The following is a 21,567-nucleotide window of genomic DNA, read 5'->3' on the forward strand; positions in this document are numbered from 1 at the left end:
GAATGCGACCGGTCGCCGGACGGGTTCGGGCCCGTCCGGCGACCGGTCGGACGTTCCGGGCGGGCCAAGGACCGTCCCGGCTCAGCCCACCTCGATCCGACTCGACTCGACTCGGCTCAGCTCAGCTCAGCTCAGCTCAGCTCAGCTCACGACAGGAAGTCGCGCGCGATCCCTTCCGCCACCCGCTCCAGCAGCGGGCCCGCCTGTGCCATGCACACGGCCGGGTCCGGCTCCAGCTCCGTGAGGGCGTACGCGCGCCGGATGCCGGCCCTGCCCAGCGCCTCCGGAGGCAGTGCCAGGCGGCCGCAGACCGCCACCACCTCCAGTCCCGCCGCGCGGGCGGCCGCCGCGACGCCCGCCGGGGCCTTGCCGTGCAGGGTCTGCTCGTCGAGCGAACCCTCGCCCGTGATCACCAGCGTGGCGCGGGCCAGTGCCGGCGCGAAGCCGAGTACGTCGAGCATGACCTCGATGCCGGGGCGGAACCGGGCGCCGAGCGCTACCAGCGCCCCGTAGCCGATACCGCCCGCCGCACCCGCTCCGGGGAGCTTCGCATGGTCCGGTCCCAGGATGGACGCGTAGTGGGCGAGCGCCGCGTCGAGGGTCGCGATGTCGTCCTCGGTCGCGCCCTTCTGCCGCCCGTAGACCTCCGGGGCGCCCTTCGGACCGGTCAGCGGGTTGTCCACGTCGCTGGCGAGGATCAGGTCCACTTCGGCCAGCCGCGGGTCGAGGCCGGACAGGTCCGCCTCGGCCAGCTTCGCGAGGCCGCCGCCACCGGGACCGACGGGCTTGCCGTCCGCATCCAGGAAGCGGGCGCCGAGCGCGGCCAGCATGCCCGCGCCGCCGTCGGTCGTCGCGCTGCCGCCGACCCCGAACACAATGGTCCGGGCGCCCGCGTCCAGCGCCGCGGCAAGCAGCTCGCCGGAGCCGTACGTGGTGGCCGTGAGCGGGGCGAAGACCCCTGCGGGAAGGTGCTGGAGACCCGAGGCCTCGGCCATCTCCACCACCGCGGTGGTGTCCCGCAGCGCGTACGCGGCGGTCACGGTCTCCCCGCGCGGCCCGGTCACACGCGCTTCGCGCCGCTCGAAGCCGGCAGCCACCGCCGCCGCCACCGTGCCGTCGCCGCCGTCCGCCACGGGCAGGGTCTCGACCTGCACCTCGGGGACGATGCGCCGCAGCCCGGCTGTCACCCGCTCCGCGACCTGTACCGCGGTCAGCGAGCCCTTGAACTTGTCCGCCGCGACGAGCACGCGGGCGGTCTCCATCACTGCTCCGTCCGTCACCTTGCATCCCTTGCTTTCGAACAGGCAGTCGCGCCGCCCCGACCCTATCCGGAGCGCCCGCCCTCTGCCCATGGGTGTCCGGGCCCTGGACCCGGGCTCCGGTGGCCGGCCCGGCGCCCCCACTACGCTGCGCACGTGACCACCACTGACTACGCCACGTACATCGCGGGACTGCCCAGGGTGCTGGCCGCCGCCGCAACCGTCTTCCAGGACACGGAAGGACGGGTCCTGCTCGTCGAGCCGAACTACCGCGACGGCTGGGCGCTGCCCGGCGGAACGATCGAGTCCGACGAGGGCGAGACCCCGCGCCGGGCCGCGCGCCGTGAGACTGCCGAGGAGATCGGCCTCGATCTGGAGCCCGGACGGCTGCTCGCGGTCGACTGGGCGCGCAGCCCCGCACGGCCACCGATCGCCGCGTATCTGTACGACGGCGGAGTCCTGGACGACGTCCAGTTGAAGGCGATCCGGCTGCAGGAGGAGGAGCTCCTGTCCTGGAAGCTGGTGGAGCGCGACGCTCTCGACCAGTATCTGCTCGGCCCGCTCGGAGACCGGTTGCGGGCGGCACTCGAGGTGAGCGACTCCGGAATCGGCGCCGTGGAGCTGGAGGACGGCAGGCCGGTCGCCCCCTGACCGTCCCGTTCGCCGGCGTCCCGGGCCGGCCGACGCCGGCGGGGACCATCGCTTCCCCCACGGGTGCCGCATCGGGACCGCCGGTGGACTCGGCCATGGGAGGGCCCTGACAGCGTGATCAAAACGCCTCGCGGGCGGTGGCCCTCGCTGCGTACGCTCGCCGTATGACTCTCGTCGCGATCCTCAGCGGCGCCGGCATCTCCACGGACTCCGGCATCCCCGACTACCGCGGGCCGAACGGCCTCTGGCGGAAGGACCCCGAGGCCGAGAAGCTCGTCACGTACGACTTCTACATGACCGATCCGGAGATCCGACGCCGTTCCTGGCAGATGCGCCGCACCAGCGCCACCTGGCACGCCGAGCCGAACGCCGCCCACCGGGCCGTGGCGGACCTGGAGCGGGCCGGGGTTCCGGTGCGGGTGATCACGCAGAACGTCGACGGGCTGCACCAGTTGGCCGGTGTCTCCGCCCGCAAGGTCCTCGAACTGCACGGCACCGCCCGCGAGGTGGTCTGCACCCGATGCCATGCCCGGTCACCCATGGCCCAGGCGCTCACCAGGGTCGAGGCGGGTGAGGCCGACCCGGCGTGCACGGTCTGTGGCGGCATCCTGAAGTCCGCGACGGTCATGTTCGGTGAGCGGCTCGATCCGGTGGTGCTCGGCGAGGCCATGTCGATCGCGAAGGCCTGCGAGGTGTTCATCGCAGTCGGTACGACGCTGCAGGTGCAGCCCGCCGCGTCGTTGGCCGGGATCGCTGCGGAGCACGGTGCGCGGCTGATCGTGGTGAACGCCGAGCCGACGCCGTACGACGAACTGGCCGCCGAGACGATCCGCGAGCCCATCGGAACCGCGCTGCCGTCGCTGCTCGGGCGGCTGACCGCCGAGGCGGGCGCGGGGGCCGGCGGCTGACATGCGAGGGACGGCGGCCGGCCGAGCGAAAGACCTGGCTGTCCCGTGATCCCTGGTCGGCGCGCGACGACGGTTGCGGCACCTCCGCGCGCTGATCCACCAGGGGATTACGGGACAGCCCTCAGGACGAACCGAGTTCCTGCTGTATGCGGCGCGAGGGGCGGAAGGTGTAGAGGTCGAGGATGTCGGGGGCGTCCGCGAGGCCAGGGCCACCCGCTTCGACCCAGGCGATGATGTCGGCGACGGCATCCGGGTCGTTGACGAGGCCGAGCCAGACCGGACGGCCCCCCGCCCTTCTGCCCTCGGCCGAGGGCTGCACGACGATGACATTGGCCTGCTCGCAGGCGTCCAGGCACTCCACGGCACGCACCGCGGCGATCTCGCCGAGGGACCGGCGCAGAGCTGCGAGCTGGCCGGCATGGTCCACGTCCGGGATCTTCGGCGTACCGCAGCAGCAGCCCCGGCAGACACTGACGGTGGGCCGGGATGCGCCCGGCGCGGACGTGGCGGCCTTACGGGTGCGGCGGCTCATACGGGGACGCTTCCGGTCGTGACGCGGGCGAGGGCGAGGGCGCGGATGATCACCGTGGGACTGTACCGAGCGCAGCGTGATGTCGAACACCTGAGCCCCTCCGGCACCGGTGGCTGCGGGCGGGTGAGGTAAAGTTGGTGGCTGCGAAGGGGAGTAGCCCCGCAAACCGGTCGTCGACACACTGGAACCCTCGGGTTCCCGGTGGCCGGGCTCGTAGATCGTTACGGGTGGGCGAGACCTTCGGTCAGGTATGACACGCCCGCGCCCTGTGGGCGCTGCAGTCATGCCGGGCCGAGTGGTCCTCCGAAAAGCCCGAGTGGCGCTTCGCGGAAAGACCCGGGGCCCGGCTCTCACAGAAAGCCACCCGGAATGCATCTCGACCCCCTGGCGATCGTCACCGCCTTCGGGCTGATCTTCCTCGCGGAGCTCCCCGACAAGACCATGTTCGCGTCGCTGGCCATGGGCACACGCATGCGGCCGCTCTATGTCTGGTTCGGCACCTCGTCCGCGTTCCTCGTGCATGTCGCGATCGCCGTCGGCGCAGGCGGGCTGATCGGGCTCCTGCCCGACTGGATCGTCAAGCTCGTCTCGGCGGTCCTCTTCGCGTTCGGCGCGTTCATGCTGCTGCGCGGCGGGGGGGACGACGGCGACGAGGAGAGCGAAGTCAAGACCGTGACCGGCTTCTGGCCTGTCTACTCGACCGCGTTCATGGCGGTGTTCATCAGCGAATGGGGCGACCTCACCCAGATCACCACGGCCAACCTGGCCGCCAGTAACGGCACGTGGTCCACGGCCATCGGATCCCTGGCCGCGCTGATGTCCGTCTCCGCGCTGGCGCTGCTCGCGGGACGCTTCATCGCGAAGCGGGTTCCGCTGGGCACGGTCCAGCGCATCGGCGGCCTGTGCATGCTGGGGCTGGCGATCTGGTCGGTGGTCGAGATCTTCGCGGCCTGAGCCGGTTCCGTAACGCAGCCAGAGCGAAGCCCGGCGGTCGCCCCGTGCGACCGCCGGGCTTCGCCGTGTCCGGATCACAGCCCTCAGAAGAGCATCGGGATGTCGTCCCCCGTGCCGTTCTCGAAGGCCAGCAGCCGCTGCTTGCGGTCGAGACCGCCGCCGTATCCGGTGAGGCCGCCGGAGGCCCCGATGACCCGGTGGCACGGAACGATGATCCCCACCGGGTTTTTGCCGTTGGCGAGGCCCACCGCGCGTGAGGCGCCCGGCTTGCCCAGCCGCTCGGCGAGTTCCCCGTACGAGCGTGTCTCCCCGTACGGGATCTGCCGGAGCTGCTCCCACACACTGCGCTGGAACGGCGTTCCGTCCAGGTGCAGTGGCAGATCGAACTCCCGCAGTTCGCCCGCGAAGTAGGCGTCCAGCTGGCGGATCGTCTCCACGAAGGGGCGTGGATCGGGGTCACCGAAGGTCTCCTCGGGCGGTCGGTGCCGCTGTTCGGTCATGAAGAGGCCCGAGAGGACGCCGTCGGTGGCGACGAGGGTGAGCGGGCCGTACGGGCTGTCGACGACCGTGTGCCGCCGGGTCGCGAGATGTGTCGCAGTCATGCGGGAACTCCCTTATACAGGCAGGTGGTTGATGGGGTGGTCGTCGACCGTCCACAGATACTGGACCGCGTACGCCCGCCAGGGCCGCCAGGCCGCGGCGCGTGCGGTGAGCGCCGCGGGCGTGGACGGGAGGCCGAGTTCCTGCGCCGCCCGCCGGATGCCGAGGTCGGTGGGGAGAAAGGCGTCCGGGTCGCCGAGCGCCCGCATGGCGATGACCTCGACGGTCCACGGGCCGAAGCCGGGCAGTGCGATCAGTTCGGCCCGGGCCTTCTCCCAGTCGCTGTCGGTGCCGAGCCGCAACGAGCCGTCGGCGAGCGCACCGACAAGTGTGGTGAGGGTGGTGCGGCGGCTGCGGGGCAGGGCGAGCTGCTCGGGGTCGAGGCATGCCAGCGCCTCGGGCGTCGGGAAGAGGTGGGTGAGGCCGCCCTCCGGGTCGTCGACAGGGATGCCGTGCGTGGTGACCAGACGGGCCGCGTGGGTGCGGGCGGCGGCCGTCGAGACCTGCTGGCCGAGCACCGCCCGTACGGCGAACTCGGCGCCGTCGACGGTACGCGGCACCCGCCGCCCCGGGGCCTTGTCGATCAGCGGCGCGAGCAGCGGATCGGCCCGCAGTTGGTCGTCGACGGCGACCGGGTCGGCGTCCAGGTCGAGCAACCACCGGCAGCGGCTGATGGCGCGGGTGAGGTCGCGCGGATCGGTGAGCAGGAGCCGGCACGCGATGTGGTCGGGGTGCGGAGTGAGGGCGACGATGCCGTGCCCGTACGGGAGGGTGAGCGTGCGGCGGTAGGCGCCGTCGCGCCACTCCTCGACGCCGGGTACCGCTGTCGCGGCCAGGTGGCCGAAGAGGTTGGACGGGTTGAGCGGGGCCCGGTACGGCAGCCTCAGCGCGATCACGCCCGGTGTCGCCGGCGACCTCACCGACCGGGCGGCGCGGGTGCGCAGCTCGCCGGGCGCGAGGGCGAAGACCTCACGGACGGTGTCGTTGAAGGTGCGGACGGACGAGAACCCGGCCGCGAACGCCACGTCGGCCATGGGGAGTTCGGTCGTCTCGATGAGCAGCCGGGCGGTCTGGGCGCGCTGGGCGCGGGCCAGGGCCAACGGGCCGGCTCCCAGCTCGGCGAGGAGCTGGCGTTCGATCTGGCGGGCGGAGTAGCCGAGCCGGGCGGCCAACCCCGGCACGCCCTCGCGGTCGACGACCCCGTCCCCGATGAGGCGCATCGCGCGGGCGACCGAGTCGGCGCGGGCGTTCCACTCCGGGGAGCCGGGGCTGGTGTCGGGCCGGCACCGCTTGCAGGCGCGGAATCCGGCCTGCTGGCAGGCGGCGGCACTGGGGTAGAAGGTCATGTTCTCGACCTTGGGCGGCACGACGGGGCAGCTCGGACGGCAGTAGATCCGGGTGGTCAGGACCGCCGTGAAGAACCAGCCGTCGAACCGGGCATCCTTGGACCGGACGGCCCGTACGCAGCGCTCGGTGTCGGTGTACATGCTTCAAGCATGGGTCACCGGAAGGGTGGGGGCTGGCGAGAATCCGACATCAACCTTGCGCTGCCAGGACCTCTTCGAACTCCACGAACGCATGTGCGTCGAAGAGCACGAACCGCACCTCCTCGACCGGCGCGGCAGCCTCCGCCAACACGGTACGGACGGCGATGCGCGCTCCGTCGTCCATGGGCCAGCCGTAGATGCCGGTCGAGATGGCGGGAAAGGCCACGGTACGCGCGCCCAGTTCGGCGGCCACACGCAGCGATTCGCGGTAGCAGGAGGCCAGCAGCGCGGACCGGTCCTCGGCACTGCTCCAGACCGGTCCCACCGTGTGGACCACCCATCGGGCGTCGAGCCTGCCGGCGGTCGTGGCGACCGCCTGGCCGGTGGGCAGCCCCTTCCCGTACTGCGAGGCGCGCAGCGCCCGGCACGCGGCGAGGATCTCCGGACCGCCGTGGCGGTGGATCGCTCCGTCGACCCCGCCGCCGCCGAGCAGCGAGGAGTTCGCCGCGTTGACGACGACATCGACGGACTGCTGGGTGATGTCACCGCGTACCAGAGTGACTCTGACGGTCGGAGGTGTGCTCATGCGGGCCATCATGCCGTCACCGGGCTGCTCCGGTGGGTCAGACCGCCCGGAGCCGTCGCCAGACCGCCTTCGCCGCATGGTGACCGGACATCCCGTGCACCCCGGGCCCGGGAGGAGTGGCCGAGGAGCACAGGAACACCGCCGGGTGCGCCGTCGCGTACGGCACGCGGGCGAGCTTCGGCCGGATCACCGTCTGCAGTCCGGCGAACGCGCCGCAGGCGATGTCACCGCCGACGTAATTGGCGTTGCGCGCGGCGAGTTGCGGCGGACCCGCGACGGCGCGGGCGAGCACCAGATCGCGGAAGCCGGGCGCGAACCGCTCCAGCTGCCGCTCGACGACTTCGGTGGCGTCGCCCTCCCAGCCCGCCGGGACATGCCCGTACGCCCAAAAGACATGGCGGCCCGCCGGCGCTCGCGACGGGTCGAAGAGGCTGGGCTGCGCGGTGATCAGGAACGGCACGCTCGGGTCGCGGCCCGCCACCGCGGCGCGCAGCGCCCCGTCGATCTCACCGGCCGTGGGACCGACATGGACGGTGCCGGCCCGCCGTGCCTCCTTCGCGGTCCAGGGGACCGGGCCCGACAGGGCATAGTCGATCTTGAAACAGGAGGCGCCGTACCGGTAGCCGCGGTAGGCGTTGCCCAGTCCGGCGATCCGCGCGAGAGCGGTCGGCGAGGTGTCGAAGACATAGGCGCGCGCGGGCGGGAGTTCGTCGAGGCGCTTGACCTCCGTGCCGGTTCGGATCGCGCCACCCAGTTCGCGTACGTACGAGGCGAGGGCGTCCGAGATGGCCTGTGAGCCGCCGCGCGGCACCGGCCAGCCGTTCTCGTGCGCGGCGAGTGCGAACAGCAGGGCGATTCCGCCGGTGGCGATTCCGCTGGTGGGAGCTATGGCATGGGCGGCGAGCCCGGCGAACAGGCCGCGCGCCTTCGCGCCCCGGAACCGGCGGGAGAGCAGTGTGGCGGGCTGGATCGCGGCCAGTCCGAACCGCACCCAGTGGTACGGATCGCGCGGCAGCCCGTCCCACGGGGTCCGCAGGAAGTCCTCGGCGAGCGTGTCCCAGTGGCCGAGGTACGGGGCGAGCAGTCTGCGGTACGCCCCCGCGTCCTGCGGCCCCAGCGACATGGCGCTCTCCCCCACCGACCCGGTGAGGATCGCGGCGGAGCCGTCCGGGAAGGGGTGGGCGAGCGCCAGCTCGGGCTGGAGCCACTCCAGGCCGTGCCGGGCGAGCGGCATCGCGGCGAACGCGGGTGAGCCGATGCCCAGCGGGTGCACGGCGGAACACGGGTCGTGGCGGAAGCCGGGGAGGGTGAGTTCCTCGGTGCGGGCGCCGCCTCCGATGGTCTCAGCCGCCTCGAACACCTCCACCGAGAAGCCACGGCGGGCCAGTTCTGCGGCGGCGGTCAGTCCGTTGGGTCCCGCCCCCACGACGACGGCATCGAGCATCGACGGCACCTGCGGACTCCTTTGTCAGCCGACGGCCATGAGACTGAAGGATATTCCGCCGCACCGACAGCCGGGCCGCGGGTAACGTCCCTGCCGATGAACAGGGATTCGGTGCCAGTATCACTCATCGGCGACATGGCGGCGCGACTGGCCGAACTGCCAGGTGTCCGGGCCGTCGTCCTCGGCGGCAGCCGCGCCCGTGGCACACACCGCCCGGACTCCGACTGGGACCTCGGCGTCTACTACCGGGGCGCTCCCGACCTGGCCGCACTGACCGCACTGGCGTGCGAGGTGCAGGGCTCCCCGGTGGAGGTGGCGGGGCCGGGCGGCTGGGGACCGTGGGTCAACGGCGGTGCCTGGCTACGGGTCGACGGGACACCGGTGGATTGGATCCTCCGCGACCTGGACCGGGTCGAGCAGGTCTGGTCCGACTGCTGTGAGGGCCGCTTCGAGGTGGGCGTCCAGCCCGGTCACCCACTGGGGTTCTGGTCCCCCTGTTATCCGGGCGAGGTGGCGCTCGGCCGCGTACTGGCCGATCCTTCCGGTGAACTGACGGGGCTTCAACAGGAGACCCGCAGCTACCCGGAGCCGCTGCGAAAGGCACTCGCCGACGCCGCCTGGGAGGCGGACTTCTCGGTGGCCGCAGCACGGAAATCGGCCTCCTCCGGTGACACCCTGCATGTCGCACTGTGCCTGTCGAGGGCGTTCGGCATCCTCGCCCAGTCCCTCCACGCCCATCACCGCACCTGGTGTCTGAACGAGAAGGGCGCGCTGGCGGCGGCCGCGCTGCTGCCGCAGACTCCGGCGGACTTCGCCGAGCGGGTGGGCGTGGCGCTGCGGGGGCTGGACGTGGCGGCGGTGGAGACGGCGGCGGCCGTGGTGCGCGATGTGCGGGCAGTGCTCCGGTGACCGGGTCCGGCTTAGGATCCGGTCATGATCGCCGAACTTCAGTGCGTGGTGCTCGACTGCCCCGATCCCGTACGTCTCGCCGAGTTCTACCGGTCGGTGGTGGGCGGCCGGGTCAATGAGCCGGACCGGCGGTGGGGGCTCGACGAGAACTGGGCGACGCTGCACACCGACACCGGTCTCGTCCTGGCGTTCCAGCGGGCGGCGGATCATCGGCCGCCGCAGTGGCCGGACCCGGCGCGGCCCCAGCAGTTCCATCTGGACTTCGGTGTGCCGGACCTGGACGCGGCGCAGGCGGAGGTCGTCGCGGCCGGAGCTTCCGTGCTCGACGACGGGAGCACGGACGGTGCCGGGGAGGCCGACCCGGAGCGGGCCCAGCGGCCGTGGCGGATCTATGCCGATCCGGCTGGGCATCCGTTCTGCCTGGTCCTGCACCGGGCGGAGCAGCCGTAGCCCGGTCTTCGCGGCAGACGGCCCGGCTCGTCGCGGACGGCCGGCCGACGCGAGTCCCGTGCGGCCAGGTCATCCTCCGGCGCGCAGTGCCTCCAGGATCCGCTCGGCCGTCGCCTCGTCACGGGCGGCCGTGAAGGGCAGGGCGTTGCCGCCGGTGATACGGAACGGAGCGCCCGAGAGCGTGGCCTGGGCGCCGCCCGCCTCGGTGACCAGGAGCAGGCCCGCCGCGTGGTCCCAGGCGTACTCCCAGTTGAAGGCGACCGCGTCCTGGTCGCCGCGGGCGACGGCCAGGTATTCGAGGCCCGCCGAGCCGCACGGGCGCGCGTTGATGCCTTCGGTGCGCAGGCCGAGCAGGGCACGCTTCTGGGCATCCGAGGTGTAGTCCGGGTGCGACATGGCCACCTCGAGCACGGCGCCCGGCACGGGCGATCCGGAACGTACGGGGACGCCGTTCAGCGTGGCGCCCCGGCCACGGACCGCGACCGCCATCTCGTCCAGGGCCGCGGCGTACGTCCACGAGGCGAGGAGTTCGCCGTGGTGGGCAAGGGCGACGAGCGTGCAGAAGCCTGGCTCGCCGCGGACGAACTGGCGGGTGCCGTCGACCGGGTCGACGATCCAGACCGGTGCCTCGCCGCCCAGGGCGTCGTACACCTTCGGATCGGCGTGGACCGACTCCTCACCGACGACCACCGAGCCGGGCAGGAGCCGGGTCAGGGACGCGGTGAGGTGTTCCTCGGCAAGGCGGTCGGCGGTGGTGACGAGGTCGTGCGGACCGCTCTTCTCGACGATCTCGTGTGCGGCGAGCTGCCGGTAGCGCGGCATGATCTCGGCGGCGGCCGCTGCGCGGACCGCCTCCTCGACCTCGGTCAGGTCCCCGGCAAGGAAGTCATCGATCATGACCCCAGCTAAGCACGGTCCACCGGGTCCCTGACGACCTGGTCATGACGTGAAGATGGCCGGTCAGCGGCCTACGGCGTACCCCTGCATGCCACGGGGGTTCGCAGCGGCGGAGAGCACCCCGGTCTCCGGGTCGCGGGCGACGGCGCACATCCGGCCCTCGGACCACGGATCGCCGACCGTGACGTCATGGCCGCGGCGGCGCAGCTCCTCGACGACCTCCGGGTCCATGCGCTCCTCGACCGTGACGCTGCCGGGCCGCATGCCGCGCGGGAAGAACGAGCCGGGGAAGCTGTCGTTGTGCCAGTTCGGTGCGTCGATGGCACCCTGCAGGTCGAGCCCGCCCCGGACCTCGGCGCGCAGCGCGACGGCGAGGAAGAAGTGGACCTGCCACTGGTCCTGCTGGTCGCCGCCGGGCGTGCCGAACGCCATCACCGGGACGCCGTCGCGCAGGGCGAGGGACGGGGTGAGGGTGGTGCGGGGGCGGCGGCCGGGGGTGAGGGAGTTCGGCAGGCCCTCGTCGAGCCAGGCCATCTGGAGGCGGGTGCCGAGCGGGAAGCCCAGCTCCGGCACCACCGGGTTGGACTGGAGCCAGCCACCGCTGGGGGTGGCGGAGACCATGTTGCCCCAGCGGTCGACGATGTCGACGTGGCAGGTGTCGCCACGGGTCGCGCCGTCCTCGGCGACGGTCGGCTCTCCGGCAGCGGCGCCGTCCTTCGCGACGGTCGGCTCACCGACACCCGCCGCAGGGATGCCCATGGCGTCGAACCCGCCCTCGCCGGAAGCGACGGCGTGCGCGTGGTCGCTGAGGACGGGGGTGCGGCCGCCGGGGCTGCCGGGGCGCAGCTCGCGCGACGCCTCGTCGGTGATCAGTGCGCGCCGCTCGGCGTTGTACGGCTCGGAGAGCAGCACGTCGAGGGGCACGTCGGCGGCGTCGCCGTACCAGGCCTCACGGTCGGCCATGGCGAGCTTGCAGCCCTCGATGAGCAGGTGTACGTACTCCGCGGAGCCGTACTGCGGGAGCTCGGCGGGGAGCAGGGCGAGCTGCTGGAGGAAGGCGGGGCCCTGACTCCAGCCGCCGGCCTTGGCGAGCGTCCAGCCGTTCCAGTCGTACGTGGCGGGCGCCTCGTACGACGCGGACCAGCCGGCCAGGTCGGCGGCGGTCAGGGTGCCGGTGTGGCGGCTGCCGCTGGTGTCCATGGTGGGGCGGGCGGCCTGGCGGACCAGGGCTTCGGCGATGAAGCCGTCGCTCCAGATCTTCCGTGCGGCGTCGATCTGGGCGATGCGGTCGTCGCCGCCGGTCTTCTCGGCCTCGGCGATCAGGCGGCGCCAGGTCGCGGCGAGGGCGGTATTGCGGAACAGCTCGCCCGGCTTCGGGGACTTTCCGCCGGGGAGGTAGACGTCGGCGGAGGAGTGCCACTCGGTCTCGAAGAGTTCGCGGACGGTCTCGACGGTCTGGCCGATCCGCTCGACGGGTGCGTGGCCGTCCTCCGCGTAGCCGATCGCGTAGCGCAGCACCTCGGCGACGGACTTGGTGCCGTGGTCGCGCAGCAGCAGCATCCAGGCGTCGAAGGCCCCGGGGACCGCGGCGGCGAGGGGTCCGGTGCCGGGGACGAGGTCCAGGCCGAGGGAGCGGTAGTGGGCGACGGTGGCGCCGGCGGGGGCCGGGCCCTGGCCGCAGAGGACCTGCACGTCGCCGTCGCTCGGGGCCAGGATCATCGGCACCTCACCGGCCGGGCCGTTGAGGTGCGGTTCGACGACGTGCAGGACGAATCCGGCGGCGACGGCGGCGTCGTAGGCGTTGCCGCCTTCCTCCAGGACGGCCATCGCGGACTGCGAGGCGAGCCAGTGGGTGGAGGACACCATGCCGAAGGTGCCCTGAAGGGTCGGCCGGGTGGTGAACACGGATGTGGCTCCTAGCTGCGACGTACTGTGCGACGTACTTGCGTGTGGTTCGGATCGTATGTACGGGAGGTCAGGAGGCCGCGTCCGGGGCGGTCCCGTCCTCCTCGACGAGGTGACACGAGACCTGCCGTCCGCCGGACAGCTCGCGCAGGGCCGGCACCTCGGTGCGGCAGCGGTCGGTGGCGAGCGGGCAGCGGGTGTGGAAGCGGCAGCCTGCCGGGGGATCGAGCGGGCTGGGCAGGTCGCCGTGGAGCACGATGCGCTCGCGGGAGCGCTGCTCGACCGGGTCGGGGACGGGCGCGGCGGAGAGCAGCGCCTGGGTGTAGGGGTGCTTCGGGGAGGCGAACAGTTCGGCGGTCGGGGCCTGTTCGACGATCTGCCCGAGGTACATCACGGCGATCCGGTCGGCGAGGAACTCGACGGCGGCCAGGTCGTGGGTGATGAACAGGCAGCCGAACCCGCGGTCGCGCTGCAGGTCGGCGAGCAGGTTGAGGACGGACGCCTGTACGGAGACGTCGAGCGCGGACGTCGGTTCGTCGGCGACCACCAGATCGGGGTCGCAGGAGAGCGCACGGGCGATGGAGATGCGCTGGCGCTGGCCGCCGGAGAGTTCGTGCGGATGCCGGTCGGCGTGCTCGGGGCGCAGGCCGACCTGGGCGAGGAGCTGCTCGACCCGGGCGCGCACCTCCTCGCCCCGGGCCTGGCGGTGCAGCTTGATCGGTTCGGCGATGATCTGACCGATGGTCATGCGCGGGTCGAGCGAGGACGACGGGTCCTGGAAGACCAGGTGGAAGTCCTTGCGCAGGGGGCGCACGGCACGGCGCGAGAGGTGGGTGATGTCGGTGCCGTTGATGCGAACGGTGCCGCCGGTCGGTTCGTCGAGGCGTACGGCGCAGCGGCCGACGGTCGACTTGCCACTGCCGGACTCGCCGACGAGGCCGACGACCTCGCCGCGGCCGATGGTGATCGAGACGCCGTCGACGGCACGGACGGTGCCACCGCCGGAGGCATCGAAGTGCCGTTCCATGGCGGTGATTTCGAGCACCGGTACGTTCTGCCCGGCGGCTCCGTCGCTGCCGCGGGGTGCGGGGACCGTCTGTGCGGTGGTCACTCTCCGGCCTCCTGGTCAAGTGTGTCGGTCGTGTCGGGTGCGGGGGTGGTGTCCGCGGCGGCGTCGGCGCCATAGGGGTGCCAGCAGGCCGCCCGGTGGAGGGCGTCCGCGCCTGCCTTCGGGTCGATGGCCTTGAAGCCGGGCCGGCCACCGGTGCAGGTGTCGTCGGCGCGGCTGCACCGCGGGGCGAAGGTGCAGGCGTCCGGCTGGCTGTCGAGGCTCGGCACCAGGCCGGGGATCTCGGGCAGCCGCCGCTTGCCCTCGCCGCCGGGCCGCAGGACGGCGCCGAGCAGGCCTTGGGTGTACGGGTGTCGGGCGGAGGCGAACAGGTCGTGTACCGGCGCCTGTTCGACGGAGCGTCCGGCGTACATCACCAGCACCCGGTCGGCGGCGTCCGCCACCACGCCGAGGTCGTGGGTGACCAGGACGATCGCCGTGCCGAGCCGTTCACGCAGCGACTGGAGGACTTCGAGGATGCCGGCCTGCACGGTGACGTCGAGTGCGGTGGTCGGCTCGTCCGCGATGAGTACGGACGGGTCGCAGGCGACGGCGATCGCGATCATCACGCGCTGCCGCATGCCGCCGGAGAGCTGGTGCGGGTACTCGTCGATACGGCGCTGCGGGGCTGGGATGCCGACCAGTTCGAGGAGTTCGACGGCCCTCGCCCTGGCGTCCTTCCTGTTCAGCCCCTGGTGCCTGCGCAGCACCTCGCCGATCTGCCGGCCGATGGTGAGGACCGGGTTGAGCGAGGTCATCGGCTCCTGGAAGATCATCGCGATGTCCTTGCCGCGGACCTTCTGGAGCTCCTTCTCGTGGGCGCCGACCAGTTCCCGGCCGCCGAGCCTGATGGACCCGCCGACGTGCGCGGTCGGCGGCAGCAGGCCCATCACGGCCATGGAGGTGACGGACTTGCCGCACCCCGACTCCCCCACCACGGCGAGGACTTCGCCGGGGGCGAGGTCGTAGGAGACACCGTCGACGGCGTGCACGGTCCGGGTGTCGGAGCGGAACGACACCGACAGGTCGCGGACGCTGAGGACCGGCTCACGCACCGGCTCCCGTACGGGTTCGAGGACGGTCTCGGTCATCGGGTGCCTCCGCGGGGGTCGAGGACGTCACGCAGTCCGTCGCCGAGCAGGTTGAAGGCCAGCGTCGCCGCGACGATCGCCAGGCCGGGGAAGACGGCGAGCCAGGGGGCGGGCGCCAGGAACGACTGGGCGCCGGAGAGCATCACGCCGAGCGACGGGGCGGGCGGCTGGACACCGAGCCCGAGGAAGCTGAGCAGCGCCTCGCCGATGATCGCGGCGGGGATGCCCACGGTCGCCTGCACGATGAGGGCCGACGTGGCGTTGGGCAGGATGTGCCGGAAGAGCACGGTGCCGTCGCCACCGCCGTTGGCGATGGCCGCGCCGACGTAGTCGACGTGCTTGAGCCGCAGGGTCTCGGCCCGGGTGATGCGGATGACTGCGGGGATCTGCGAGATGCCGATGGCGATGGTGGCGTTGGTCAGCGACGGGCCGAGGATCGCGGCCAGGCCGACGGCGAGCACCAGGAACGGGAACGCCAGCATGGTGTCGGTGAGCCGGGAGATGGTGCTGTCCGCGAACCGGCCGTAGTAGCCGCCGACCAGGCCGAGGGGTACGCCGATGACGAAGGCCAGCACGACGGCGACGAGTCCGACCTGCATGGAGGCGCGTGCCCCGTACACGATGCGGGAGAGCTGGTCACGTCCGAGGTCGTCGGTGCCGAGCCAGTGGGCCCAGCTGGGTTCGGCGAGTACGTTCCCGAAGTTCGGCTGGGCGGGGTCGTACGGGGCGATCAGCGGCGCGAGGAGCGCGACGAGAACGAAGACGGCGGCGATGATGCCGCCGGTGAGGGCGAGCCGGTTCTTGCGCAGGGCACGGAGCCGGCCGCTGCTCGGCCGCTTCCTGGTGGCCTCTGGGGTGGTGGGGAGCGCTGTGGTCGCGGTGGTCACCGGGCACCTCCGAGCCGGATGCGCGGGTCGATGACCGAATAGACCACGTCGACCAGCAGATTGATGAGGATGTACGCGGCGGAGGTGCAGAGCACCACGGCCTGAAGTGTCGCGTAGTCGCGGGTGAAGACGGCGTCGATGGTGAGCTTGCCGAAGCCGGGCAGGACGAAGATCTGCTCGGTGACGACGGCGCCGGAGATCAGGTGGCCGAGCTGGAGGCCGAGGACGGTCACCACGGTGACGAGCGAGTTGCGCAGGGCGTGCCCGCCGACGACGGACCGCTTCGACAGCCCCTTGGCACGGGCGGTGCGGACGTAGTCGGCGGAGAGCGAGTCGAGCATCGCGGCCCGGGTCTGCCGCATCACGACGGCGGCGAGTCCGGAGCCGAGGACGATCGCGGGCAGCACCATGCGGCGCAGGTTGTCGATCGGGTCGGTGCCGAACGGTACGTAGCCGGAGGCGGCGAACACCGGGACGGCGATGGCGAATCCGAGGACCAGCACGATGCCGAGCCAGAAGGTCGGCACGGAGAGGCCGATCAGCGCGATGACGTTGGCGAGCCATTCCTCCGGCTTGCCGCGCCGCACGGCGGCGACGACTCCGGCGCCGATACCGAGGACGACGGCGAGCAGCAGGGAGAGCGCCGCCAGTTCCAGGGTGACGGGCAGGGCCTGGCCGATGGCGTCGGCGACCGGGAGTCCGGTACGGGAGGAGGTGCCGAGGTCGCCGGTGAGGGCGTGGCCGATGAACCGTCCGTACTGCACGACGATGTTGTCGTTGAGCCCGTACGCCTCGCGGATCGCGGCGAGTGCCTCGGGGCTGCGTTCCTCGCCGGCGAGGGCGAGCGCCGGGTCGCCGGGCAGGGCCCGGATTCCGGCGAACACCACGATGGAGACGAGGAAGAGCGTGATGAGGGACTGACGAAGGCGCGTCAGCAGGTATTTCGTCATCGGGTGTACCCCGCAGTCTTGACCCGGACCAGACCGTCGCCGTAGACGCGGATGCCCGCGACGGACTTGGTGGCGACGACGTAGTTCTTCTGCCGGTAGAGGTAGATCATCGTGTGGGCGTCCTGAACGCGCCGGGTCAGCTCGTTGTAGATCTTGGTGCGCCGGGCCGGGTCGGCCACGGCGCGGCCCTCATCGATCAGCCGGTCGATCTCGGGGTCGCCGAGGCCGTAGGCGTTCATGGCGCCTGCTGTCTTGAGGAAGTTGGAGACGTTGCCGTCCGGGTCGAGCCGTCCCGACCAGCCGCTGGTGAAGACGTCGTAGTGCCCGGCGTCGGTCTCCGAGAGCATGGTGGCGTACTCGGTGGGCCGCAGGGAGAGGTCGAAGCCGGCCTCCTTGACCATGGCCTGGAGGACCTGCCCGACGCGCCCCTGTTCGGGGGTGGTGGAGGTCTTCAGCTCGATCTTCACCGGGGTCTTCACCCCGGCCTCCTTCAGCAGCTTCTTCGCCTTGGCGACATCACGCCTCGGACAGTCCTGGGGCTTGATGCCGGGGGCGATGGCGGACTGCGGGGAGATCGGGCTGCAGGCCGGCTCGTACATACCCTGGAAGACGACCTTGTTGAGGGTCTCGCGGTCGATGGCGAGCTCGAACGCCTCACGGACCCGAACGTCCCGGGCCATCGGGGTGTCGAGCTTGCCCGGCTTCTTGCCGAGGCCGTGCACATTGCCGACGTTGAGTCCGATGCCCTGGTAGCCGAGCGACGGCGAGTTGAAGAGCTGGAGTTTGGGCTCGGTCAGCGCGCTCTGGACGTCGATGGGGCCCATCTGGTCGCCGACCTGGAGGTCGCCGGAGCGCAGATTGGCGAGCCGGACGTTGCCGTCGGGGATCGGCTTGTAGACGACCCCGTCGAGGTGGACCTTGTCCGCGTCGTAGTAGTTGGGGTCCTTCTTCAGCACGATCCGGTCGCCGCCGACCCGCTCGACGAACCGGAACGGTCCGACGCAGGACGGGTGGTTCGTGAAGTTCTTCCCGTACTTCTTGAGCGCGGTCGGTGACATCACCATCCCGGCCCGGTCGGCGAGCACACCGGTGAGCGGGACGTACGGGTGGTCGAGTTCCATCCGTACGGTGTACGGGCCGGTGGCACGGACGGACTTGACCGGGGCGAGTTCGGTGCCGCGCGCGGATCCGGGCAGATCGCGGTGGCGCAGCAGCGAAGTGACGACGGCGTCGGCATCGAGCCTGGTGCCGTCGCTGAATTTCAGGTCGTGGCGCAGCCGGACGGTGACGGTGCGACCGTCGGCCGAGGTGGCGGGCAGTGCGGCGGCGAGCTGCGGCACGACCGCGCCGTCCTCGTCGATGTCGTAGAGCTTCTCGCACATGCCCGCGAAGACCGTGCGGCCGACGAGGGTCTGGGCCAGGGTGGGGTCGAGTTTGTCCGGGTCGGAGTTGAGAGCAACGGTGAGTGTCCCGCCGTCGCGTACGGACCGTTCATCGGTTTTCCGCACACCGCCGACCTCGGTCGCCGAGGACTGCAACGACGCGCAGCCCGAGGTGAGGGACACCAATGCAACTGCCACCAGGGCAACCGCTTGTCGGCGCACGAGGGCCTACCTCCTGCCAGAGGGTGATCAAGGAATATCGCCGACCGTATTTCGCATACAGTCCGCAGGGCAAGGGGGGTGTCCACATAGCGGACGGTTTTCGCTGACGATCGAATAACGAAAGGTGTAGGACACACACGGGCCGGGCGGATTGACCTGGATGCCCTGTTACGACATCGAGGTCAGTCCGCCCGGCCTGTTTCCACCGGTCCGTCGGGGCCCGGCCGCCCCGCTCCGTCCCGGCCCGGCTCAGCGGCGCGTCAGACGGACCGTGACCAGCTCGAACGGGCGCAGCGACAGCTGTACGCCGCCGTCCACCCGCACCGGCGCGTTCCCCTCGGCGAGCGGCCGCTCCAGCAGATCGGTCAGCTTCGGATCGGCGAACTCGAAGCCGGTGCCGAGCCGGACCCTGGCACGGCCGCCCGTCGACTCGTAGAGCCGTACGACGACATCGCCGCTCGCGTCGTCCGCCAGCTTCACCGCGCTGACCACGACCGCGTCGTTGTCGACGGTCACCAGCGGTGCCACCACACGGTCGCCGGTGACCCGGCGCTCCGGCAGGTTGATCCTGAAGCCCTCACGGACCGCGTCACCGATCGCGGCGCCCGGCGCGAGCGCGTGGCGGAAGCGGTGCACGCCCTGGTCGGTCTCCGGGTCGGGGAAGCGCGGGGCGCGCAGCAGCGAGACCCGGACGGTGGTGGTCGTCCCGGCGGTCGAGTCGCGTACGGTACGGGTCACGTCGTGGCCGTACGTCGAGTCGTTGACGAGCGCGACGCCCCAGCCCGGCTCCTCCAGGTGGACGAAGCGGTGGTTGCAGGCCTCGAACTTGGCGGCCTCCCAGCTGGTGTTGGTGTGGGTGGCCCGGTAGAAGTGCCCGAACTGCGTCTCGGAGGCGTACCGCTCGGCGTGGATGTCCAGCGGGAACGCGGCCTTCAGGAACTTCTCCGTCTCGTGCCAGTCGACCTCGGTGTCGATGTCGAGCCGCTTGGCGCCCGGGGCGAGCGTCAGCACCTGGGTGACCTGGGAGTCGCCGAAGCTGCGGACGATACGGACGCCGACCGCGCCCTCGTCCTCGACGGGGGTGAGCTCGTCGAGCTCCGTCAGATCCGTGACGGTGTTGCGGTAGAACGCGTCGACGTCCCAGGCGTCCCACATGTTCGGGAAGTCGGGGTGGATCTGCAGGAGGTTCGCGGCCTGCCCGGGCGCCACGGTCTCGCGCTCGGCACCGATGTCGTACGCCGACACCACCAGACCGCGGCCGTCGATCTCCACCTGGAGCAGGCCGTTGTCGAGTACGTAGCCGCCGGCCTCGCGCGGTGCGAGCCGGCCGGGGCTGCCGAGCGTGACCGCCCCGGCGCCACCGGCCGGAACCCCGCCGCGGGTGTGCGGCGCGGAGTTGAAGACAAGCAGTTCCCCCGATGCGGGGTCGCCCGCCAGGGCGCGCTGTGCGGCGGCGACGATGCCGTTCAGTTCGTCGGCGACGGCCGCGTACGTCTTCTCGGCCTCACGGTGCACCCAGGCGATCGACGAACCGGGCAGGATGTCGTGGAACTGATGCAGCAGCACCGTCTTCCAGATCCGGTCCAGCTCCGCGTACGGGTAGGGGAACCCGTTGCGCACCGCGGCGGTGGCGGCCCACAGCTCGGCCTCGCGCAGCAGGTGCTCGCTGCGCCGGTTGCCCTGTTTGGTCCTCGCCTGACTGGTGAGGGTGGCGCGGTGCAGCTCCAGGTAGAGCTCGCCGACCCACACCGGGGCGTTCGGGTACTCCGCCTCCGCCTTGGTGAAGAACTCGGCGGGCGTCTCCCAGGTCACGGTGGCCGACCCTTCGAGGCTGCGCATCCTGGCCGCCTTCGCGACCATCTCACGCGTGGTGCCGCCGCCTCCGTCACCCCAGCCGGTCGGCGCGAGGGAGTGCCGGGCGACGCCCTTGTCCTTGAAGTTCTTCGCCGCGTGGGCGATCTCGCTGCCCTTCATCGAGCAGTTGTAGGTGTCGACGGGCGGGAAGTGGGTGAAGATCCGGGTGCCGTCGATGCCTTCCCACTGGAAGGTGTGGTGCGGGAACTTGTTGGTCTGGCTCCACGAGATCTTCTGGGTGAGCAGCCACTTGGAGCCTGCGGCCTTGATGATCTGCGGCAGACCGGCGGCGAAGCCGAAGGTGTCGGGCAGCCATGCCTCGTCGTTCTCGACACCGAACTCGTCGAGGAAGAACCGCTTCCCGTGCACGAACTGACGGGCCATCGCCTCGGAGCCCGGCATGTTCGTGTCGGACTCGACCCACATGCCGCCGGACGGCACGAACCGTCCGTCCGACACGGCCTTCTTGACCTTGGCGTAGACCTCGGGGCGGTGCTCCTTGATCCAGGCGAACTGCTGGGCCTGCGACATCGCGAAGACGAAGTCGGGTTCGTCCTCCAGCAGGGCCGTCATGTTGGAGGTCGTACGGGCGACCTTGCGGACCGTCTCACGCAGCGGCCACAGCCAGGCGGAGTCGATGTGCGCGTGACCGACGGCGCTGATCCGGTGGGCGGACGGCTCGGCGGGTGCCGCGAGCACCGTGGCCAGCTCGGCGCGGGCGGCGGCCGCGGTGCCGTTCACGTCCTGCAGGTCGACCCTGTCGAGAGCGCGGCCGACGGCACGCAGGACGTCCCAGCGGCGGGCGCCCTCGACCGGAAGTTCCGCCATGAGTTCGCCGAGCACCTCCAGGTCCTGGACGAGGTTCCACACGTTCTCGTCGAAGACCGCGAGGTCCATCCGGGCGAGGGTGTACTGCGGTTCGCTGCCCGCGGTCTCCTTGTCACCGAGCTGCGTCGGCAGAAAGGGGTGGTAGTCGAGTATGACCGGATTGGAGGCGGCCTCGATGTGCAGCAGCACGTCCTCGCCGCCCGCGACCGGGGCGCCGATGCGCACCCACTGATTGCGCGGGTTGAGGCCCTTCACCGGGGTGCCGTCGGGCCGGTGGACCAGGCCTTCGCACTGGAAGCCGGGCATGTTCTCGTCGAAGCCGAGGTCGAGGAGCGCCTCGACGGTGCGGCCCGCCCATGCCTGCGGGACGGTTCCGGAGACCCGGAACCAACTGGTGCCCCAGGGCGCGCCCCACCGGTCGCCGACCGCGATGGGTACGGTCGGGGCCGCGAGGCCCTCGGCGACGGGGACTGGCTCACCGGGCGCCGTCCAGACGGCGACGTCCAGCGGTACGGACTCCGGGTGGACGGCGGGCCGGATGCGCTCGTCGAGTACGCGCTTCAGGCGCGCTTCGACCAGAGTGCGGTCGTCATGCATGAGGGTGACTCCGTGGTGGGTTGAGTGCGGGTCCTGTTGTGTGAGCGGGTCCGGTTGCGTGGCCGG

19 protein-coding genes are annotated in these 21,567 nt (G+C 71.6%); 5 read left to right on the forward strand and 14 right to left on the reverse strand.

The window, feature by feature from the left end:
• Window positions 1-146: 146 nt before the first annotated feature.
• Window positions 147-1,262, reverse strand: a complete 1,116-nt coding sequence (locus OHB49_RS08960; protein ID WP_329166409.1) for a glycerate kinase — start codon at window positions 1,260-1,262, stop codon at window positions 147-149.
• Between the two features lie 153 nt (window positions 1,263-1,415).
• Here OHB49_RS08960 and OHB49_RS08965 point away from each other — a divergent pair, with 153 nt between their 5' ends.
• Both OHB49_RS08965 and OHB49_RS08970 read left to right on the forward strand, forming a co-directional pair.
• Complete coding sequence (locus OHB49_RS08965; RefSeq protein WP_329159315.1) at window positions 1,416-1,910, forward strand: NUDIX hydrolase; 495 nt, start codon at window positions 1,416-1,418, stop codon at window positions 1,908-1,910.
• Window positions 1,911-2,074: 164 nt separating this feature from the next.
• Window positions 2,075-2,818 (forward strand): SIR2 family NAD-dependent protein deacylase, encoded by a 744-nt coding sequence (locus tag OHB49_RS08970; protein ID WP_329159316.1) that lies wholly within the window; start codon window positions 2,075-2,077, stop codon window positions 2,816-2,818.
• Between the two features lie 121 nt (window positions 2,819-2,939).
• Here the strand turns inward: OHB49_RS08970 and OHB49_RS08975 are convergent, their stop codons facing one another.
• Complete coding sequence (locus tag OHB49_RS08975) at window positions 2,940-3,350, reverse strand: (2Fe-2S) ferredoxin domain-containing protein (RefSeq protein ID WP_329159318.1); 411 nt, start codon at window positions 3,348-3,350, stop codon at window positions 2,940-2,942.
• Window positions 3,351-3,719: 369 nt separating this feature from the next.
• Between OHB49_RS08975 and OHB49_RS08980 the strand changes: the two genes are divergently transcribed.
• Window positions 3,720-4,304, forward strand: coding sequence for a TMEM165/GDT1 family protein (locus OHB49_RS08980; RefSeq protein ID WP_030971696.1), 585 nt, complete (start codon window positions 3,720-3,722; stop codon window positions 4,302-4,304).
• A gap of 83 nt (window positions 4,305-4,387) precedes the next feature.
• Here the strand turns inward: OHB49_RS08980 and OHB49_RS08985 are convergent, their stop codons facing one another.
• The 4 genes from OHB49_RS08985 to OHB49_RS09000 are packed head-to-tail and all read right to left on the reverse strand — an operon-like array spanning window position 4,388 to window position 8,430.
• The gene (locus OHB49_RS08985; RefSeq protein ID WP_030971695.1) at window positions 4,388-4,906 is read right to left on the reverse strand and encodes a methylated-DNA--[protein]-cysteine S-methyltransferase; all 519 of its coding nucleotides are present in this window, start codon (window positions 4,904-4,906) and stop codon (window positions 4,388-4,390) included.
• Window positions 4,907-4,918: 12 nt separating this feature from the next.
• Window positions 4,919-6,391 (reverse strand): AlkA N-terminal domain-containing protein, encoded by a 1,473-nt coding sequence (locus tag OHB49_RS08990; RefSeq protein ID WP_329159320.1) that lies wholly within the window; start codon window positions 6,389-6,391, stop codon window positions 4,919-4,921.
• 49 nt (window positions 6,392-6,440) lie between these two features.
• Window positions 6,441-6,977, reverse strand: coding sequence for an O-acetyl-ADP-ribose deacetylase (locus OHB49_RS08995; protein WP_329159322.1), 537 nt, complete (start codon window positions 6,975-6,977; stop codon window positions 6,441-6,443).
• Between the two features lie 37 nt (window positions 6,978-7,014).
• Window positions 7,015-8,430, reverse strand: a complete 1,416-nt coding sequence (locus OHB49_RS09000; protein WP_329159323.1) for a phytoene desaturase family protein — start codon at window positions 8,428-8,430, stop codon at window positions 7,015-7,017.
• An 87-nt stretch (window positions 8,431-8,517) separates the two neighbouring features.
• Here OHB49_RS09000 and OHB49_RS09005 point away from each other — a divergent pair, with 87 nt between their 5' ends.
• Together OHB49_RS09005 and OHB49_RS09010 are read left to right on the forward strand one after the other, a co-directional pair.
• Window positions 8,518-9,330, forward strand: coding sequence for a nucleotidyltransferase domain-containing protein (locus OHB49_RS09005; protein ID WP_443079506.1), 813 nt, complete (start codon window positions 8,518-8,520; stop codon window positions 9,328-9,330).
• A 24-nt stretch (window positions 9,331-9,354) separates the two neighbouring features.
• On the forward strand, window positions 9,355-9,780 hold the full coding sequence (locus tag OHB49_RS09010; protein WP_329159325.1) for a VOC family protein: 426 nt from the start codon (window positions 9,355-9,357) through the stop codon (window positions 9,778-9,780).
• Window positions 9,781-9,849: 69 nt separating this feature from the next.
• Here the strand turns inward: OHB49_RS09010 and OHB49_RS09015 are convergent, their stop codons facing one another.
• From OHB49_RS09015 to OHB49_RS09050, 8 genes are all read right to left on the reverse strand, one after another.
• Window positions 9,850-10,677 (reverse strand): inositol monophosphatase family protein, encoded by an 828-nt coding sequence (locus OHB49_RS09015; RefSeq protein WP_329159326.1) that lies wholly within the window; start codon window positions 10,675-10,677, stop codon window positions 9,850-9,852.
• A gap of 63 nt (window positions 10,678-10,740) precedes the next feature.
• A complete protein-coding gene (locus OHB49_RS09020) occupies window positions 10,741-12,582 on the reverse strand; it encodes a gamma-glutamyltransferase family protein (RefSeq protein WP_329159327.1) in 1,842 nt (613 codons plus the stop codon).
• Window positions 12,583-12,652: 70 nt separating this feature from the next.
• Window positions 12,653-13,609 carry an ABC transporter ATP-binding protein gene (locus OHB49_RS09025; protein ID WP_329166412.1) on the reverse strand — a complete coding sequence of 319 codons (957 nt, stop codon included), beginning with the start codon at window positions 13,607-13,609 and terminating at the stop codon, window positions 12,653-12,655.
• A gap of 80 nt (window positions 13,610-13,689) precedes the next feature.
• A complete protein-coding gene (locus OHB49_RS09030; protein ID WP_329159329.1) occupies window positions 13,690-14,781 on the reverse strand; it encodes an ABC transporter ATP-binding protein in 1,092 nt (363 codons plus the stop codon).
• Window positions 14,778-15,668 (reverse strand): ABC transporter permease, encoded by an 891-nt coding sequence (locus tag OHB49_RS09035; protein WP_030971661.1) that lies wholly within the window; start codon window positions 15,666-15,668, stop codon window positions 14,778-14,780. The genes OHB49_RS09030 and OHB49_RS09035 overlap by 4 nt, the downstream gene beginning before the upstream one ends.
• Window positions 15,665-16,618 (reverse strand): ABC transporter permease, encoded by a 954-nt coding sequence (locus tag OHB49_RS09040; RefSeq protein WP_030971659.1) that lies wholly within the window; start codon window positions 16,616-16,618, stop codon window positions 15,665-15,667. The genes OHB49_RS09035 and OHB49_RS09040 overlap by 4 nt, the downstream gene beginning before the upstream one ends.
• Entirely contained in the window at window positions 16,615-18,198 is a 1,584-nt protein-coding gene (locus OHB49_RS09045) for an ABC transporter substrate-binding protein (protein ID WP_329159331.1), read from the reverse strand. Before OHB49_RS09045 ends, OHB49_RS09040 begins: the two co-directional genes overlap by 4 nt.
• A gap of 273 nt (window positions 18,199-18,471) precedes the next feature.
• A complete protein-coding gene (locus OHB49_RS09050) occupies window positions 18,472-21,501 on the reverse strand; it encodes an alpha-mannosidase (protein WP_329159333.1) in 3,030 nt (1,009 codons plus the stop codon).
• Between the last annotated feature and the right edge of the window lie 66 nt (window positions 21,502-21,567).

The organism is Streptomyces sp. NBC_01717 (assembly GCF_036248255.1).
Lineage (GTDB): Bacteria > Actinomycetota > Actinomycetes > Streptomycetales > Streptomycetaceae > Streptomyces.

What these genes read in the sequence shown, in the direction of transcription:
- OHB49_RS08960 (WP_329166409.1), bottom strand. Translation starts at nt 1,262, where the DNA reads ATGGAGACCGCCCGCGTGCTCGTCGCGGCGGACAAGTTCAAGGGCTCG.
- OHB49_RS08970 (WP_329159316.1), top strand. Translation starts at nt 2,075, where the DNA reads ATGACTCTCGTCGCGATCCTCAGCGGCGCCGGCATCTCCACGGACTCC.
- OHB49_RS08975 (WP_329159318.1), bottom strand. Translation starts at nt 3,350, where the DNA reads ATGAGCCGCCGCACCCGTAAGGCCGCCACGTCCGCGCCGGGCGCATCC.
- OHB49_RS08980 (WP_030971696.1), top strand. Translation starts at nt 3,720, where the DNA reads ATGCATCTCGACCCCCTGGCGATCGTCACCGCCTTCGGGCTGATCTTC.
- OHB49_RS08985 (WP_030971695.1), bottom strand. Translation starts at nt 4,906, where the DNA reads ATGACTGCGACACATCTCGCGACCCGGCGGCACACGGTCGTCGACAGC.
- OHB49_RS08990 (WP_329159320.1), bottom strand. Translation starts at nt 6,391, where the DNA reads ATGTACACCGACACCGAGCGCTGCGTACGGGCCGTCCGGTCCAAGGAT.
- OHB49_RS08995 (WP_329159322.1), bottom strand. Translation starts at nt 6,977, where the DNA reads ATGAGCACACCTCCGACCGTCAGAGTCACTCTGGTACGCGGTGACATC.
- OHB49_RS09005 (WP_443079506.1), top strand. Translation starts at nt 8,518, where the DNA reads ATGAACAGGGATTCGGTGCCAGTATCACTCATCGGCGACATGGCGGCG.
- OHB49_RS09010 (WP_329159325.1), top strand. Translation starts at nt 9,355, where the DNA reads ATGATCGCCGAACTTCAGTGCGTGGTGCTCGACTGCCCCGATCCCGTA.
- OHB49_RS09015 (WP_329159326.1), bottom strand. Translation starts at nt 10,677, where the DNA reads ATGATCGATGACTTCCTTGCCGGGGACCTGACCGAGGTCGAGGAGGCG.
- OHB49_RS09025 (WP_329166412.1), bottom strand. Translation starts at nt 13,609, where the DNA reads ATGGAACGGCACTTCGATGCCTCCGGCGGTGGCACCGTCCGTGCCGTC.
- OHB49_RS09030 (WP_329159329.1), bottom strand. Translation starts at nt 14,781, where the DNA reads ATGACCGAGACCGTCCTCGAACCCGTACGGGAGCCGGTGCGTGAGCCG.
- OHB49_RS09040 (WP_030971659.1), bottom strand. Translation starts at nt 16,618, where the DNA reads ATGACGAAATACCTGCTGACGCGCCTTCGTCAGTCCCTCATCACGCTC.
- OHB49_RS09050 (WP_329159333.1), bottom strand. Translation starts at nt 21,501, where the DNA reads ATGCATGACGACCGCACTCTGGTCGAAGCGCGCCTGAAGCGCGTACTC.